The organism is Paraburkholderia sp. Cy-641, from assembly GCF_011752945.1.
Classification (GTDB): Bacteria; Pseudomonadota; Gammaproteobacteria; order Burkholderiales; family Burkholderiaceae; genus Paraburkholderia.
In genome coordinates this window covers 1-15,851 of record NZ_VWWM01000096.1, presented here as the reverse complement: position 1 = coordinate 15,851, position 15,851 = coordinate 1, and the positions used below count along the sequence as shown (strand labels likewise).

At 65.0% G+C, this 15,851-nt stretch carries 15 protein-coding genes; 6 read left to right on the top strand and 9 right to left on the bottom strand.

The window, feature by feature from the left end:
• A partial coding sequence (gene bamE, locus F3J20_RS30590; protein WP_167285726.1) for an outer membrane protein assembly factor BamE occupies nt 1-470 on the bottom strand: 470 nt, incomplete at its 3' end.
• Nucleotides 471-624: 154 nt separating this feature from the next.
• Between bamE and fur the strand changes: the two genes are divergently transcribed.
• Nucleotides 625-1,053: a ferric iron uptake transcriptional regulator gene (gene fur, locus F3J20_RS30585; protein ID WP_167048844.1), complete on the top strand. Its 429-nt coding sequence runs from the start codon at nt 625-627 to the stop codon at nt 1,051-1,053.
• A 165-nt stretch (nt 1,054-1,218) separates the two neighbouring features.
• On the opposite strand, the gene F3J20_RS30580 is transcribed toward fur, so the two are convergent.
• The 3 genes from F3J20_RS30580 to F3J20_RS30570 all read right to left on the bottom strand — a co-directional run bounded on the left by F3J20_RS30580 (nt 1,219) and on the right by F3J20_RS30570 (nt 4,274).
• Complete coding sequence (locus tag F3J20_RS30580; RefSeq protein ID WP_167048842.1) at nt 1,219-1,734, bottom strand: ureidoglycolate lyase; 516 nt, start codon at nt 1,732-1,734, stop codon at nt 1,219-1,221.
• A 28-nt stretch (nt 1,735-1,762) separates the two neighbouring features.
• Nucleotides 1,763-2,773 carry an allantoicase gene (gene alc / locus F3J20_RS30575; RefSeq protein ID WP_167285725.1) on the bottom strand — a complete coding sequence of 337 codons (1,011 nt, stop codon included), beginning with the start codon at nt 2,771-2,773 and terminating at the stop codon, nt 1,763-1,765.
• Nucleotides 2,774-2,945: 172 nt separating this feature from the next.
• Nucleotides 2,946-4,274, bottom strand: coding sequence for a C4-dicarboxylate transporter DctA (locus F3J20_RS30570; RefSeq protein WP_167048852.1), 1,329 nt, complete (start codon nt 4,272-4,274; stop codon nt 2,946-2,948).
• A gap of 234 nt (nt 4,275-4,508) precedes the next feature.
• On the opposite strand from F3J20_RS30570, the gene F3J20_RS30565 reads away from it, so the two are divergent.
• Entirely contained in the window at nt 4,509-5,204 is a 696-nt protein-coding gene (locus F3J20_RS30565) for a FadR/GntR family transcriptional regulator (RefSeq protein ID WP_167048838.1), read from the top strand.
• Nucleotides 5,205-5,289: 85 nt separating this feature from the next.
• On the opposite strand, the gene gap is transcribed toward F3J20_RS30565, so the two are convergent.
• Together gap and tkt are read right to left on the bottom strand one after the other, a co-directional pair.
• Nucleotides 5,290-6,300, bottom strand: coding sequence for a type I glyceraldehyde-3-phosphate dehydrogenase (gene gap, locus F3J20_RS30560; protein ID WP_167048836.1), 1,011 nt, complete (start codon nt 6,298-6,300; stop codon nt 5,290-5,292).
• Nucleotides 6,301-6,422: 122 nt separating this feature from the next.
• Nucleotides 6,423-8,444, bottom strand: coding sequence for a transketolase (tkt, locus tag F3J20_RS30555; RefSeq protein ID WP_167285724.1), 2,022 nt, complete (start codon nt 8,442-8,444; stop codon nt 6,423-6,425).
• A 280-nt stretch (nt 8,445-8,724) separates the two neighbouring features.
• Here tkt and speE point away from each other — a divergent pair, with 280 nt between their 5' ends.
• From speE to F3J20_RS30540, 3 genes are all read left to right on the top strand, one after another.
• Entirely contained in the window at nt 8,725-9,597 is an 873-nt protein-coding gene (gene speE, locus F3J20_RS30550) for a polyamine aminopropyltransferase (protein WP_167285723.1), read from the top strand.
• 157 nt (nt 9,598-9,754) lie between these two features.
• Nucleotides 9,755-10,168 (top strand): VOC family protein, encoded by a 414-nt coding sequence (locus F3J20_RS30545; protein WP_167048830.1) that lies wholly within the window; start codon nt 9,755-9,757, stop codon nt 10,166-10,168.
• Between the two features lie 19 nt (nt 10,169-10,187).
• Nucleotides 10,188-10,928, top strand: a complete 741-nt coding sequence (locus tag F3J20_RS30540; protein WP_167048828.1) for a 16S rRNA (uracil(1498)-N(3))-methyltransferase — start codon at nt 10,188-10,190, stop codon at nt 10,926-10,928.
• 170 nt (nt 10,929-11,098) lie between these two features.
• Here the strand turns inward: F3J20_RS30540 and F3J20_RS30535 are convergent, their stop codons facing one another.
• From F3J20_RS30535 to F3J20_RS30525, 3 genes are all read right to left on the bottom strand, one after another.
• Entirely contained in the window at nt 11,099-11,656 is a 558-nt protein-coding gene (locus tag F3J20_RS30535; protein WP_167048826.1) for a barstar family protein, read from the bottom strand.
• Nucleotides 11,657-11,672: 16 nt separating this feature from the next.
• The gene (locus F3J20_RS30530) at nt 11,673-12,086 is read right to left on the bottom strand and encodes a ribonuclease (protein ID WP_167285722.1); all 414 of its coding nucleotides are present in this window, start codon (nt 12,084-12,086) and stop codon (nt 11,673-11,675) included.
• A 400-nt stretch (nt 12,087-12,486) separates the two neighbouring features.
• On the bottom strand, nt 12,487-14,829 hold the full coding sequence (locus F3J20_RS30525) for an NADP-dependent malic enzyme (RefSeq protein WP_167285721.1): 2,343 nt from the start codon (nt 14,827-14,829) through the stop codon (nt 12,487-12,489).
• Nucleotides 14,830-15,105: 276 nt separating this feature from the next.
• Between F3J20_RS30525 and thiL the strand changes: the two genes are divergently transcribed.
• Nucleotides 15,106-15,851 (top strand): thiamine-phosphate kinase (thiL, locus tag F3J20_RS30520; protein WP_240162964.1); only part of this gene is annotated, 746 nt, incomplete at its 3' end.

Sequence of the window (15,851 nt, the reverse complement as noted above, 5' to 3'; positions counted from 1 at the left end):
GCGCTGGCCGCGGCCGCATCGCTTGCGGCCGCCGCGGCGCTCGCCGCTGACGGCGCCGCCGCATGCGCCCTTCGGCCGCTGCGATCGCCGTCGATTTCGGCCAGCAATTCGAGGTTGGTCGGCAGATCTTCGCCGCCCGTCCAGTGGGTCACGAGGTCGCCCGAGAAGAACACCACGAAGTCGCGCTGCTGCACCACGGCGGTCGAGCCGCGCTTGAAATAGAACACGTAATCCCAGCGATCCGCGTGGAACATGTCTGTCAGGAGCGGCGTGCCGAGCAACTGGCGCACCTGGGCGCGCGTCATGCCGGCCTTCATCTGCTCGGCCATTTCGTGCGAGACGAAATTACCTTGCACCACCGTAATCCGATACGGCGTGATGCTCTGGGCGATGCGCTGGGTCACGCTGTCGTAGGTGGAACATCCGGCAAGAACCGCGACAGTCGCAACAGCGATCAAGGTACCCCGCATGCGGCTCCCCCGGTAGATCAATTGAGATTTTGAAATCATTTCACTCACCGTGCGGGCCCGCTTGCGAGCCGCGCTTCATTCCATCGAAGATGACCAGAACGGCAAAAACACATTACTATGAGAGCCCAGCATTGTACTCTAGGGATCCCTTGTCATGACCAATCCAACCGATCTCAAGAATATCGGGCTCAAGGCGACCCTTCCGCGCCTCAAAATCCTTGAGATTTTCCAGCACAGTCCGGTGCGTCACCTGACTGCCGAAGACGTGTACCGCAACCTCCTGCACGAGGAACTCGATATCGGTCTCGCGACCGTGTATCGCGTGCTGACGCAATTTGAGCAGGCCGGCCTGCTTTCGCGCAGCAATTTCGAATCGGGCAAGGCGGTGTTCGAACTGAACGAAGGGTCGCACCACGATCACCTCGTGTGTCTCGATTGCGGCCTCGTCGAAGAATTTTTCGACCCGGAAATCGAAAGCCGTCAGCAGTCCATCGCGAGGGAACGCGGCTTCAAGCTGCAGGAACACGCACTGGCGCTGTATGGGGCGTGTACGAAGGAGAACTGCCCGCATCGCAAGCATTGATGCGTCGCCGGCCACATGGCGGTAAGTGGCTGGGCAGATCGAAAAAAGACCCGGCAGATGCGAATCTGCCGGGTCTTTTTTCATGCGGCGCGCGGTCTTGCGGCTGCGGCTGCGGCTGCGGCTGCGGCTGCGGCTGCGGCTGCGGCTGCGGCTGCTATTCGACCGTCATTCGGCCACCAGTTCGAGGTTCGTTTCGAACGTGAGCCGCCACGGTTCGGCGAGCTGCAATTCATCGCAATTCGGCTGCTCGCCACCACGGTCGACCACGACGAAATCGCTGACTTCGTCGAGCGCGAGCAGCGGGTGGTGCCAAACCCCCTTCGCATAATTGACGCCCTGCCAGGCATCGGTCCAGAACGCGCGCAGGCGCGCCGGATCGAATTCGCCCGCCGGCGCGACCACCACCAGATAGCGGCACGCGCGCAAGGGAATGAAAGCCTGGCTGCCGAGCGGATGCCGCTCCATCATCGTGACGTCGACGGGCAGCGCGCGCGGCTGCGCGCGAAACAGGTTGACGAGCGGCCGGCCACCCTGCTCCGTCACGTCGACGCGCGCGAGGTCGTGATAGCGCTCGGTCGTGCCGCCGTTGATCGAAAAATGACGCGCGCCGTCGAGTTCGATCACGTCGCCGAACGGGGCGAAGGCCGCGCGCGTCAGGCGCTCCATCTGCAAGGTCTTCATGCGTGCCGCTCCATTCCGTTACGTTAAGTTAAGCGATCTCGCCCCACAGACGCAGGCGCGACACGCCGCCGTCCGGGAAGATGTTGAAGCGCACGTGCGTGACGGGACCGAGCGCGGCGAGCCCGTCCGCGAACGTATGCACGTGATCCATCTGCAGTTTCTGCTCGCCGAGCAGCACCGGCCAGAACATCGCCTGCGTGACGAGCGAATCGTCGGTGCCGCCCGTCACCGAGGCGGCCTGCAGCGAGCAGCGGTCCGGGAAATTGCCCTTGAAGTGCGCGGTGTCCACTTCGATCTTGCGGATCACACCGGGCCGCGCGAGCGCGACGATCGCCCAGTCGTTGCCCGGCTCGCGGCGGCGCCGCGTTTCCCAGCCGTCGCCCATGTTGACGCCGCGGCCCGGCATCAGCATCTGCGAGGCGGGCCCGAAATGCTGGTTGTTCGCGGCGACGAGATACGCGCCGTTTTCGATCGCGGCGAGATCGAGCAGCGTGCCGCGCTCGACGCGCGTCCAGTCGCGCTGCGGCTGGCCGTACACGCGCAGACGCGCAAGCCCGCCGTCCGGATACAGGTTCACGCGCAGATGCGTGAACGCGCGCGCGTCGTTCACTTCGACGTAGTGATGCTGGTTGCCCTGTAGCGTCGTCGCGGGCACGAGCGTTTGCCAGTCGGCGTTATCGGGCGACAGGTCGCCTTCGGCATAGCACGCGTCGATCGACGCGGCCGGCGGGAAATTGCCGGTGAAGTGGCTCGTATCGAGATCGACGCCATGCACGACGCCGGCCCGCGCGAGGCGGATCACGCAGTAGTCGTGGCCGGTCGTGCGCTTGCGGCGCGTTTCCCAGCCGTCCATCCACTTGCCGTGGTCGTCGTATTTGCCGGGGATGAACACCGCCGGCTGCGGGTCGAGCATGCGCTCTTTCGGCGCGAAGAATTCGTCGCTGGCGAGCAGCGCCTTCGCGCCGAGGCGCGGATCGGCGAGGTTCATGTAGCGGCGCGTGAAGGCGGGAGCATTCGGGTCGAGGATCGGAGTCGCCATGATGTCGGTCGGATAACGGAAAGTTCGGTGAAAATGCGGGGGAAAGCCCGGTAACAACCGGCGGATTGCCTGCATCCGCCGGCGCGTGAAATCAGGGAAGTTGCGCAGGCGATAGCGGCGGCTCGTTCGATTGCGCGAGTCGCGCCGCGTCGCGTCGTCGGAAGCACGCGCCTCAAACGGCCGGTGCGTGTTCGGCCGCGCCGGGTTCGGCGAGCCCGTCGTCGACGGCCGGCACGTAGCGCAGCGCCGCGTCGCGGTTCAGCACGCGATGCGCGCGCGCCTTGTCGATATCGTTTTCCCACACGGCGACCACCACCGTCGCGACGCAGTTGCCGATCAGGTTAGTGAGCGCGCGGGCGATGCCGACGAACCAGTCGACCGGCAGGATCAGCACGAGGCCGAGCACGGGAATCGCCGGAATCGCGGAGAGCGTCGCGGCGAGAATCACGATCGCCGAGCCCGGAATGCCATGCGCGCCCTTCGAGGTCACGAGCGACACCAGCACGACGACGATCAGGTCGTGGATCGACAGCGGCGTGTTGGTGGCCTGCGCGATGAAGATGACCGCGAGCGTCAGATAGATCGAGAAGCCGTCGAGATTGAACGAGTAGCCGGTCGGAATCACGAGGCCGACCGTCGAATCCTTGACGCCCATCCATTCGAGCTTGCGCATGATCTGCGGCAGCACGGCATCCGAGGACGCGGTGCCGAGCACGATCGACAGTTCCTCGCGCAGGTAGCCGATCAGCTTGAAGATGTTGAAGCCCGCGAGCCGCATCACGGCGCCGAGCACGACCACGACGAACACGGCGCAGCTCGCGTAGAACACCAGCACGAGCATGCCGAGCTGCTTGAGCGACGCCACGCCGTAGGTGCCGGTCGTGAACGCGATCGCGCCGAGCACGCCGAGCGGCGCGAGCTTGATGATGAAGCCCATCACGCGGAAGAATACCTGCGAGAGTTCGTCGATCAGCCCGCTCACGCGTTGCGCGCGCTTGCCGAGCAGCGACAGCGCCGAGCCGAACAGCACCGAGAACACGAGAATCTGCAGGATGTCGCCGGTCGCGAACGCGTTGAAGGCCGTCTCGGGGATGATCTTCAGCAGGAAGCCCGCGGTGTCCTTCAGGCTCTTCGCATGCTCGGTGTAGGTCGCGAGCGAGGCCGCATCGAGCGCATTGAGGTTCACGTTCATGCCGGCGCCGGGACGCGTCGCATAGGCGAGCAGCGCGCCGATCACGAGCGCGATCGTCGTCATCGCTTCGAAGTAGACCACCGCCTTCAGGCCGACGCGCCCGACCTTGCGCAGGTCGCCCGCGTGCGCCATGCCGCTCACGACGACGCAAAACACGATCGGCCCGATCACCATCTTGATGAGCTTGAGGAAGCCGTCGCCGAGCGGGCGCAACGACTGGGCAAACTGCGGATAAAGCGCGCCGAGCACGACGCCCGCCACGAGCGCGATGACGACGCGGCCAAACAGCGAATTGAAGAATTTCAGCACGGCTTCCTCCTGATAACGGTGTCTCGGTGGCATCTGTTCAGACTGGTCCGACCAGTACTGTTATGGCGAATAGTAGGAAGCCGATATACTTACGTCAAGGATTGATCGAACAGTGTTTACCCGTTGTTTTTCAAGCGGTTTCGGGGCGGATTGCGGAACGCCGCCGTGGCATGCAACGCCCGCCCTGATCGCGTACTAGAATGCCGGTCAGACCGCGCCATCGAGTGAGCCATCATGAAAAACGTCCCGCATACCGTCACCGACGCCGCCATCGCGACCATTCGCGAGCGGATCGAAGGGGGCGTCTATCCAGTGGGCAGTCTGCTGCCGGCGCAGCGCCAGCTTTCCGATGAACTGTCGATCAGCCGCGCATCGCTGCGCGAAGCGCTCTCGACACTCGAAGCGCTCGGGCTGCTCGTGATCCGCCCCGGCAAGGGCGTGTACGTCGAAAGCACCGAGGCGAAAGCGGCGCAATCGTGGCGCTTCGCCGAGCAGTCGTCGCTGCCGGACACCTATCAGATGCGCTACGCGCTCGAAGGCTTCGTCGCGCGCATGGCGGTGCTCGCGGTCAGCGACAGCGACCTCGCCTGGCTCGAAGAAAACGTCGCGGCGATGCAAACCGCGCTCGCCTGCGAGGAACTCGACGAGGCCGCGCGCCTCGACTACGAGTTCCATATGCGGATCGTCAGCATTGCCGGCAATGCGGCGATCGAATCGATCCTGCGCAGCAGCGCGGAGATCATGAAGGAAAGCCAGCGCATGCCGTTCTATCGGCGCGAGCTCGTGCTGTCCACGTACACCGAGCACCGCGCGATTCTCGACGCCCTGCAGGCGCGCGATTCGCTGCGCGCCGGCAAGGCCATCGAAACGCATATTGCGAACGCCGCGCAACGCGCGGGCGTCTATTTCCCGACCCCGTCATCGGCGTAAAAACCGCGGACGAAAAAAAGCCGCTCCAAGGAGCGGCTTTTGCATACAGCGTCAGTGACGACGCCGCTTGCTGCTTACTTAGCCCTTACTTCGCGTTCGCGAGCGCCACCGCCGTGTCCAGCATGCGGTTCGAGAAGCCCCACTCGTTGTCGTACCAGCTCGACACCTTCACGAGACGGCCCGACACCTTGGTCAGCGTCGCGTCGAACGTCGACGAAGCCGGGTTGTGGTTGAAGTCGACCGACACGAGCGGCGCGTCGTTGTAGCCGAGGATGCCCTTCAGCGCGCCTTGCGACGCTTCCTTCATGATCGCGTTGACTTCCTCGACCGTCGTGTCGCGCGCGGCGATGAACGACAGGTCGACGACCGACACGTTGATCGTCGGGACGCGGATCGCGTAGCCGTCGAGCTTGCCGTTCAGTTCCGGCAGCACGAGGCCGACCGCCGACGCAGCGCCGGTCTTGGTCGGGATCTGGCTATGCGTGGCCGAACGCGCGCGGCGCAGGTCTTCGTGATAGACGTCGGTCAGCACCTGGTCGTTCGTGTACGCGTGGATCGTCGTCATCAGGCCGTTCACGAGGCCGATCTTGTCGTTCAGCGGCTTGACCAGCGGCGCGAGGCAGTTGGTCGTGCACGAGGCGTTCGAAATGACCGTGTCCGATGCCTTCAGCACGTTGTGGTTCACGCCGTAGACGACCGTCGCGTCCACGTCCTTGCCGCCCGGAGCCGAGATGATGACCTTCTTCGCACCGCCCTTGATGTGCGCGCTGGCCTTTTCCTTGGTCGTGAAAAAGCCCGTGCACTCCATCACGACGTCGACGCCGAGTTCGCCCCACGGCAGCTCGGCCGGGTTGCGGTTCGCCAGCACGCGGATCTTGTCGCCGTTCACGACGAGATAGTCGCCGTCCACCGACACTTCGCCCGGGAACTTGCCGTGCGCGGTGTCGTACTGCGTCAGGTGGGCGTTGGTCTTCGCATCGCCCAGATCGTTGATGGCGACGATTTCGAGATCGTGCTTCTTGCCGTTTTCGTAGAAGGCGCGCAGGGTGTTGCGGCCGATCCGGCCGTAGCCGTTGATTGCGACGCGAATCGTCATGATTTATCTCCTGATGGCTAAAAAAATCCGTTTATGTTCGCCTGGTCGGGCGTGCAGTTCGGTGCGTTGCCGCGCAGCCGCATGGGGCGCGGCGGCAACGCCTGTGCCGAGCCTGCGCCGGATCAGCCGAGCGCGGCCTTGGCCGTCGCCACCACGTGCTCGACGGTAAAGCCGAAATGCTTGAACAGCACGCCAGCCGGGGCCGATTCGCCGAACGTGTCGATGCCGACCACGCCGCCTTCGAGACCCACGTACTTGCGCCAGAAATCCGACACGCCCGCTTCGATCGCGACGCGGCGCACGCCGTGCGGCAGCACGCGTTCGCGGTACTCGGCATCCTGCCGGTCGAACACGGTCGTCGACGGCATCGACACGACACGTGCCGCGATGCCTTCGCGCGCGAGCGGCTCGACGGCCTTCAGCGCGAGTTCGACTTCCGAGCCCGTGGCGATCAGGATGATCTTGCGCGCGACGATTTCCTCTTGCCAGTCGCGCAGCACGTAGCCGCCCTTGTCGATGTTGGCGATCTGCGCGTCGGTGCGCTCCGAGAACGGCAGGTTCTGACGGCTGAAGATCAGGCACGACGGGCCTTCCTGCTCGACCGCGTGAGTCCACGCCACCGCGGTTTCGACCGTGTCGGCCGGACGCCACGTGTGCAGGTTCGGGATCATGCGCAGGCTCGCGACGTGCTCGATCGACTGATGGGTCGGGCCGTCTTCGCCGAGACCGATCGAGTCGTGCGTGAACACGAAGATCGACGGTGCTTTCATCAGCGCGGCGACGCGCAGCGCGTTGCGGCTGTAGTCCGAGAACGTCAGGAACGTGCCGCCGAACGCCTTGAAGCCGCCATGCAGCGCGACGCCGTTGATTGCGGCGCTCATGCCGAATTCGCGCACGCCGTAGTTCACGTAGTTGCCGGCGGCACGGCCTTCGGCATTCACGCGCACCGGCTTGGCGGCCTTCCAGTTGGTCAGGTTCGAGCCGGTCAGGTCGGCGGAACCGCCGAGCAGTTCGGGCAGCACGGTCGACAGGCCTTCGATCGCCTGTTGCGAGGCCTTGCGCGTCGCCACGGTTTCCGCGCGTTCGTTGGCGCCGGCGATGATCGCCTGGGCCTTCTCCTTCCAGTCGGCCGGCAGTTGCTTCGCGCTGCGGCGCTTGAACTCGGCCGCCTCCGCCGGGTACTTCGCCGCGTAGGCCGCGAACGCCTTGTCCCAGTCGGATTCGAAGCGCGCGCCCGCTTCCTTCGCATCCCATGCCGCATAGACTTCCTGCGGAATCACGAACGGCTCCCACTTCCAGCCGATCGCCTCGCGCGTCGCCGCGATTTCCTTGTCGCCGAGCGGCGCGCCGTGCGAGTCGTGCGAGCCGGCCTTGGTCGGCGCGCCTTCGCCGATCACGGTCTTGCAGCAGATCAGCGTCGGCTTGTCCGACTGTTTGGCCTGTTTGATCGCCGCGTCCACCGCGTCGACGTCGTGGCCGACCACGTTCGGGATCACGTTCCAGCCGTAGGCTTCGAAGCGCTTGGGCGTGTCGTCGTGGAACCAGTGCACCACTTCGCCGTCGATCGAGATGCCGTTGTCGTCGTAGAACGCGATCAGCTTGTTCAGCTTCAGCACGCCCGCGAACGAGCAGGCTTCGTGCGAGATGCCTTCCATCAGGCAGCCGTCGCCGACGAACACGTAGGTGTGGTGATCGACGATCTTCGCGTCGGGCTTGTTGAATTCGGTAGCGAGCAGCGACTCGGCGAGCGCCATGCCGACCGCGTTCGCGAGACCCTGGCCGAGCGGGCCGGTGGTCGTCTCGACGCCCGGCGTGATGCCGTATTCCGGGTGGCCCGGCGTCTTCGAATGAAGCTGGCGGAAGTTCTTCAGCTCTTCCATCGGCAGATCGTAGCCCGTCAGATGCAGCAGCGAGTACAGCAGCATCGAGCCATGACCATTCGACAGGACGAAGCGGTCGCGATCAGCCCATTGCGGGTTCGTCGGGTTATGGCGCAGATGACGCGACCACAGGGCGACGCCGATTTCGGCCATGCCCATCGGCATGCCGGGGTGGCCGGAGTTCGCCTTTTGAACGGCGTCCATGGACAACGCACGGATTGCGTTTGCCATCAGGGAAGTGGGTGCGGGAGACGGGGTCGTCATGTCGAGTCCGGAGACAGAGTCAGGAAGCGGAGCGCGCTTGAGGCCCGGAAGCTCGGCGGCCGGTTCGCTACGGCGCACGATGCGGCGCCAGGAGACGCGAAACGGGCAGAGCAAACGGACAAGGCTGAAAGCGTCACATTCTAACAGAAGGTTAACCCGCCCCCCGACGCGAAAGCCCGCGAGCCGCGCGCTCCGATGCACGCGCCACGGGCACGAGCCGAAGGCGCCCTTTACAATTTCATCGTCCACCCCGCCACGTCCGAACCCGAGCCCGTCCGCCGTGAATCCGCCCCTGCTGTTCCAGCCGAGTCCCGACGCCGTCTACGGCTTTGCGAACGCGCGCCTGATCGAGCGCGTCGCGTCTCCTTATCAGACGATCGAGATCTGGGACACGCCGCAGTTGGGACGCCTCTTCACGCTCGACGGCCGGCCGATGACGTCCGCCGCCGACGAATTCATCTACCACGAATGCATGGTGCACCCGGCCGCGCTCGCGCATCCCGACCCGCGCGCGGCGCTGGTGCTCGGCGGCGGCGACGGCGGCGGCGCGCGGCAGTTGCTCAGGCATCCGGGCATCGAGCGGATCGTCGTGGCCGAACTCGATGCCGAGGTCGTGCGCCTCACGCTCGAGCATTTGCCGGACGTGCACGGCGGAGCGTTCGACGATCCGCGCGTCGAACTCGTGATCGGCGACGCCGCGCAGTACGTGGCTGCGGCCATGTCCACGGCGGAGGGCACGCGTTTCGATCTCGTCGTGTTCGACCTGACGCCGCCCGACTCCCCCGCCGCCGGTCTCTACACACCCGCCTTCTACGCGCAACTCAAGCGCGTGATGAGCGCGGACGCCGCGCTGTCGCTGCATCTCGGCTCGCCGTATTTCCACGCGCCGCGCATTGCCGGCCTGCTCGGCGATCTGCGCGGCGCCTTCGCGACCGTGTGCACGATGAGCACCTTCGTGCCGCTCTACGGCTCGCTATGGATGATGGCCGTCGCGAGCGGCACGCTCGACCCGGCCGCCCTCACCGCCAGCACGCTCGCCGACCGCCTCGCCGCGCGCCGGATCGATGCGCTCAGGCACTACGATCCGGCTTTGCATGCGGGGCTATTCTCGGCAGCGCGATCGGTGCGCGATAAACTAGGTTGTGTCTTATAGCCATCAGATTGAAGCGTGGGCACAATGCGACGGTTCGGCTGGACCGCGATGCCGGTGCGCAATATACGCAGCATGTGTGCAGTACGCGTATCGATACGCCCATGTTGACGTCGATCCGCAGCATGCGCCCCGCGAAACCCGAGATCCGGAGAATTCGATGACCGCCCCCCGCCCCGCCGGCGTGCCCTGGCTCACCCCCTATCTGACGGTGCGCGATGCGCACGCGTCGACCGCGTTCTATTCCGCCGCGTTCGGCTTCGAGGTCCGCGATAGTGTCCAGGACGACGGCATGGTCATGCATGTCGAGATGACCTATCAAGGCCAGCTGATTGTGATGTTCGCGCCGGAAGGGGCATTCGGCTCGGTCGCAAAAACGCCGCGAAGCGCGGGCGCCATCGCCCCGCAATCGTTTTATGTCTATGTCGAGGACGTCGACGCGGTTTATGCGCGGGCACTCGCGGCCGGCGCAAAATCGCTGAGCGAGCCGCAGGATCAGTTCTGGGGCGACCGCTTCGCCCAGGTCGAAGATCCGGACGGCTACCGTTGGGCGCTCGCCCGCCACCTTTCCTGAATCGATGAGTATTTTTTTGATGCCCCGCTTTTTCGTCGGTATTCCCCTGCATCCTGACGACATCCTCCAGCTTCCCGACGATGTCGTGCGCCACGTGCTCGTGCTGCGTCTGCAGCCGGGCGACTCGATCGTGCTGTTCAACGGCGAAGGCGGCGAATACAGCGCCGAACTGGTCGAAGTCGAACGACGCTCGGCTCGCGTGAAAATTCGCGAATTCCGCGCAATCGAAACCGAAACGCCGTATCACCTGACGCTCGCCCAAGGCATTGCGAGCGGCGACAAGATGGACTGGCTGCTCGAAAAGGCCGTCGAACTCGGCGTGTCGAGCTTCGTGCCGCTGACCACCACGCGCAGCGTCGTGCGTCTGAGCGGCGACCGCGCGCAGCGGCGGCATCAGCACTGGGAAGGCATCGTGCGCGCCTCGTGCGAGCAGTGCGGGCGCAACCGGCTGCCGGAAGTCGGGCGCGTGCGCGAAATCGCCACCTGGCTCGCCACGCTGCCGCGCGAACCCGAAGAGGGCGAATTGCGCATCCTGTTGTCGCCGCGCGCGAGCATCAACTTTTCCGCCTTGCCCATGGCAACGCCCAAAGGCCGCGTAACCGTGCTGGTCGGCCCCGAAGGCGGTTTTTCCGCGGCGGAGGAAGCCGCGGCGACCGCTCACGGCTTCAGCGCGGTCGGGCTCGGGCCGCGCGTGCTGCGCACCGAGACCGCGGGCATGGCCGTTCTATCGGCGCTGGCCGCCCGCTGGGGCGGCTGGTAAGGCACTGCACCGCGCCTCGCGCGTTTTTCCGCGTCACGAACCGGCGCGAAGCGGCACGACCCCACGCGAGCCGACATGCATGCCCCAAAAGCAAAGGCCCGCCAACTGGCGGGCCTTTGTCGTACTTCAACCGCGAAACTGCTTCCAAATGCAAGCGGACGTCGGGCAAATCACGCAAACGAGTAAAACACCCGGAACGCCACCTTGCGCTCGGCCCAGAATTCGGACGCTTCGCGGAACACGTCGAGCAGCGTTTCGCGCCCTTCCTTGTCGAATTTCTGCGCGACCGGCAACTGTTCGAGCACGATCACGAAGCCGGGCTGCGCGCCGGCCTTTTGCACGAGGTCGGTCAGGCAATCGTAGAGCGCGTCGTAGTTCTTGCCGAAGTGCTTGGGAAACAGGAAAGAGGTCGCGATGGTTTCGAGCACTTCCTGTTTCGATGCCGCGTTCGCGCAATACGCATAGAGGAAATGCTGGCCCAGCTGGGTGGCCTCGTCGGCGAGATCCTGCACGCGGAACGCGCGGATCGACTGCACGATGTTCGGTCTCACGGTCTGGAAAAGACTCATGGGCTCCTCGTTCGATGAAACCGTCGCGCCAGCTTCGCTCTGGTCGTCGCGGCCCTCGCCGGCGCGCATCTTCATGACGCGTTGGAACAAATTGCCGTCGCCGGCCGCGAAAAGATCCGTCGCGACTCCGGAGTCGTGCGCGTAGATGTTGTCGCTCATGCCGTTCTTCCCGATGTCATTCAACAATACGATTAAAACTGGTGTAGTGGTCGTCCGAGTAATAACAATTGTCGGTTCGCCGTGGCGGACCTCCGCAGACGATGCGGCGCGCCCCGCGGTTACGCGCACGAGGCGTGGAAACGGTGTATTCGTGGTAATAGCCGCGCCGATGGGCCGGCAGCACCCGCTCGTAGTTGCCGAATACGATGCCGTCCTTCTCATACGGGTAAGGCCCGCCGGCGGCAATCAGGTTCAACGTATTGACCGCCTCGCGCGGCAATTGCGCCAGCGCGATGGTGCCGACTTCCACGCTCGCCGCGGCTGGCGCCGAATAATCACGCGCCCATGCATGAGGCACGCAACCCGGCCACGCGCAGAGCGCGGCGGCACCGATCAGCACGCCTTTTATCCACAACCGGTTGCGTGCCATCTATCAGGCTTCCCCGCTGTCAGATCACGAGTTTGACGACCATGAAAGTCGTAAGGGTATCGCTAATAGCCTTTGGAATCAACGTTCGACGGGCAAACCCGGCCCCTGCGGCCGCGCGGGAAACCCGGCGGCGCGGGCCTTGACAACATTTGACAAAATATTGAGCTTAGTCAGGCTAAACTTAGCCTGATCGTGCAAATGAGGAAAACGCGGACGACCCGGCAGGCCATCCGTCTACGTTCTCAGCACGATTGAAGAGCCTTGGAATTGGCACGGCCGGAAGGCTGTGTCATATCTTTTTCGGGGTGGCTATCCCCTGCTTGCCCTGAGGCGTGCCCATTGCGGGCACGCCTTTTTTTTCATGGCGCGCAGATGGCGCCATGTCCCGCCGAAGCGGGAATCAGCGGGTTGCGATGACGTCGGCGACCAGCAGCGCCGTCATGTTGACGATCCGGCGCACCGTTGCCGACGGCGTCAGCACGTGCACCGGCTGGGCCGCGCCGAGCAGCATCGGGCCGATCGCGATGTTGTTGCCGGCCGCCGTCTTCAGCAGGTTGTACGAGATGTTGGCCGCGTCGATGTTCGGCAGCACCAGCAGGTTCGCGTCGCCTTCGAGCGTCGAATCCGGCAGCACTTCGCGGCGCAGGTTCGCGTCGAGCGCGACGTCGCCGTGCATTTCGCCGTCAACTTGCAGCTCCGGCGCACGTTCGCGCAGGATGTCGAGCGTATCGCGCATCTTCTGCGCGGTCGGCGCGTTGCTCGAACCGAAGTTCGAATGCGACACGAGCGCGACCTTCGGCTCGATGCCGAAGCGGCGCACTTCCTCGGCGGCCATGATCGTGATCTCGGCCAGCTCGGCCGGCGTCGGATCGACGTTCACGTGCGTATCGACGAGGAAAATCTGCCGGTTCGGCAGCACCAGCGCGTTCATGGCCGCGTAGACCTTGGCGCCCGGCTTCTTGCCGATCACCTGGTCGATGAAGTGCAGGTGGCGGTGCGTCGTGCTGACCGTGCCGCAGATCATGCCGTCCGCCTCGCCCTTCTTCACCATCATCGCGCCGATCAGCGTGGTGCGGCGGCGCATTTCGAGCTTGGCCATCTGCGCCGTGATGCCCTTGCGCGACATCATCTTCGCGTATTCCTGCCAGAAGTCGCGGTAACGTTCGTCATGATCGGTGTTGACGACCGTGTAGTCCTGCCCCGCGGCAAGGCGCAGGCCATAGCGTGCGATACGCTGCTCGATCACGGCCGGACGGCCGATCAGGATCGGTTTGGCGAGCTTTTCGTCGACGATGATCTGCATTGCGCGCAGTACGCGCTCTTCTTCGCCTTCCGCGAATACGATGCGCTTCTTTTCCGGCTCGACGCCGCGCGCGAGCTGGAAGATCGGCTTCATCGTCGTGCCGCTGTGGTAGACGAACTGCTGCAGATGCTGCTGGTACGCCTCCATGTCCTCGATCGGACGCTCGGCGACGCCGCACTCCATCGCGGCCTTCGCCACCGCCGGCGCGACCTTGACGATCAGGCGCGGATCGAACGGCTTCGGAATCAGGTATTCCGGCCCGAACGACAGGTCCTCGATGCCGTACGCGGTCGCCACGATGTCGCTCTGCTCCTGGCGCGCCAGTTCGGCGATCGCATTGACCGCGGCGATTTCCATTTCCCGCGTCACCGTCGTCGCGCCCGCGTCGAGCGCGCCGCGGAACAGGAACGGGAACACCAGCACGTTGTTCACCTGGTTCGGGTAGTCGGTGCGGCCCGTGCACAGCACGGCGTCGGGGCGCACTTCGAGTGCCAGTTCCGGCAGGATTTCCGGCGTCGGGTTCGCGAGCGCGAGAATCAGCGGCTTGTCGGCCATCTTCTTGACCATGTCCTGCTTGAGCACGCCGCCGGCCGACAGACCGAGGAAAATGTCCGCGCCGTCGATCACTTCGGCAAGCGAACGGGCGTCGGTTTCACGCGCGAAGCGTTCCTTGTCCGGGTCCATCAGCTCGGTGCGGCCCTTGTAGACCACGCCCGCGAGATCGGTCACGGTGATGTTTTCGAGCGGCAGGCCGAGGTCGACGAGCAGGTCCAGGCAGGCGAGCGCCGCGGCGCCCGCACCGGAAGCGACCAGCTTGACCTGCTTGATGTCCTTGCCGACCACCTTCAGACCGTTGGTGACGGCCGCCGCGACGACGATCGCGGTACCGTGCTGGTCGTCGTGGAAGACCGGAATCTTCATGCGCTTGCGGCATTCGCGCTCGACGATGAAGCAGTCCGGCGCCTTGATGTCTTCGAGGTTGATGCCGCCGAACGTCGGTTCGAGCGCGGCGATCACGTCGACGAGCTTGTGCGGATCGTTCTCGTTGATTTCGATATCGAACACGTCGATGCCGGCGAACTTCTTGAACAGGACGGCCTTGCCTTCCATGACCGGCTTCGAGGCGAGCGGCCCGATGTTGCCGAGACCCAGCACCGCGGTGCCGTTCGTGACGACGCCGACCAGGTTGCTGCGCGCGGTGAAGCGCGCGGCGTTCAGCGGGCTTTCGACGATTTCCTCGCACGCGAACGCGACGCCCGGCGAATACGCCAGCGCGAGGTCGCGCTGGTTGAGCATCTGCTTGGTCGGGGCGATCGCGATCTTCCCGGGAGTCGGAAACTCGTGGTAATCGAGAGCGGCTTCGCGGAGTTTGGTATTGACGGGATTCGACATAAGGCGGGCTTCGAAGAAGTGCAGATTAGAATAGATGTTCGACGGCATTGTAGCCCCAATTGCCTACGGCATTCCTTCAATGCGGGCACGACAGCCGCGACCGAAACGGCGTGAAAGGCCGATGCGGCCTGCCTTGCCCGTCTGATGAAAGAGGTGAGCGGAACGCCAGAGGCCAGCCACGCGCCGACGTGCAGTGATACGAAACGAAAGCCACAAGCAGCACTCACGCCGGGCGCGCCGCGTATGCGACCTGACTGAAATACACCGCCAAAAACCGCCAAACCACTGCCTTCCAGAAGTATTCTTATTCCATCTTCCGCCATCATGCTTTCCGAGTTCTCGCTGATCGACCGTTTCTTCGCCCGCCGCGCTGCCAACCTGCGCTCGTCCAAGGTCACGGGCAGCGCGCTCGGCATCGGCGACGATTGCGCGCTGCTCGCGCCGCGTCCCGGCGAGATGCTGGCGATTTCGACGGATATGCTGGTCGAAGGCCGCCATTTCTTCGCCGATGTCGACCCCGAGGCACTCGGTCACAAGGCGCTGGCGGTCAACCTGTCGGATCTCGCCGCGATGGGGGCACAGCCGCAGGCGTTCACACTCGCGTTCTCTCTGCCGAAAGCCGACGAACCGTGGCTCGCCGCATTCAGCAACGGGCTTTTCGCACTTGCAGAGTGTCACGATTGCGAACTGATCGGCGGCGATACGACGGGCGGGCCGCTCAATCTGTGCCTCACCGTATTCGGCAGCGTGCCGCCGCACGCCGCGCTGCGCCGCGACGCCGCCCGGCCCGGCGACGACATCTGGATTTCCGGCACGCTCGGCGACGCCCGCGCCGGGCGCGGCGGCTCGGGCCGGGGCGAAGGCATTGTCCATGGACGGAGCCAGGCGATGCGCCGTCTGCCCGCCCCCGTTGCGCATTCCGGCGGGCTTGCCGTCCGACCTGCTCACGCGCCGTCCCGCCCCCCTCCCCCCCCCCCCCCCCCCCCCCCCCCCCGCCCCCCCCCCGCCCCCCCCCCCCCCCCCCCCGCCCCCCCCCCCCCCCCCCCCCCCCCCCCCCCCCCCCCCCCCCC

Bases quoted from the DNA above. Each gene is read 5' to 3' on its own strand.
- tkt (WP_167285724.1), bottom strand. From the start codon at position 8,444: ATGACGACCCCGTCTCCCGCACCCACTTCCCTGATGGCAAACGCAATC.
- alc (WP_167285725.1), bottom strand. From the start codon at position 2,773: ATGGCGACTCCGATCCTCGACCCGAATGCTCCCGCCTTCACGCGCCGC.
- fur (WP_167048844.1), top strand. From the start codon at position 625: ATGACCAATCCAACCGATCTCAAGAATATCGGGCTCAAGGCGACCCTT.
- F3J20_RS30565 (WP_167048838.1), top strand. From the start codon at position 4,509: ATGAAAAACGTCCCGCATACCGTCACCGACGCCGCCATCGCGACCATT.
- F3J20_RS30535 (WP_167048826.1), bottom strand. From the start codon at position 11,656: ATGAGCGACAACATCTACGCGCACGACTCCGGAGTCGCGACGGATCTT.
- F3J20_RS30545 (WP_167048830.1), top strand. From the start codon at position 9,755: ATGACCGCCCCCCGCCCCGCCGGCGTGCCCTGGCTCACCCCCTATCTG.
- F3J20_RS30580 (WP_167048842.1), bottom strand. From the start codon at position 1,734: ATGAAGACCTTGCAGATGGAGCGCCTGACGCGCGCGGCCTTCGCCCCG.
- F3J20_RS30525 (WP_167285721.1), bottom strand. From the start codon at position 14,829: ATGCCGTCGAACATCTATTCTAATCTGCACTTCTTCGAAGCCCGCCTT.
- gap (WP_167048836.1), bottom strand. From the start codon at position 6,300: ATGACGATTCGCGTCGCAATCAACGGCTACGGCCGGATCGGCCGCAAC.
- F3J20_RS30540 (WP_167048828.1), top strand. From the start codon at position 10,188: ATGCCCCGCTTTTTCGTCGGTATTCCCCTGCATCCTGACGACATCCTC.
- F3J20_RS30530 (WP_167285722.1), bottom strand. From the start codon at position 12,086: ATGGCACGCAACCGGTTGTGGATAAAAGGCGTGCTGATCGGTGCCGCC.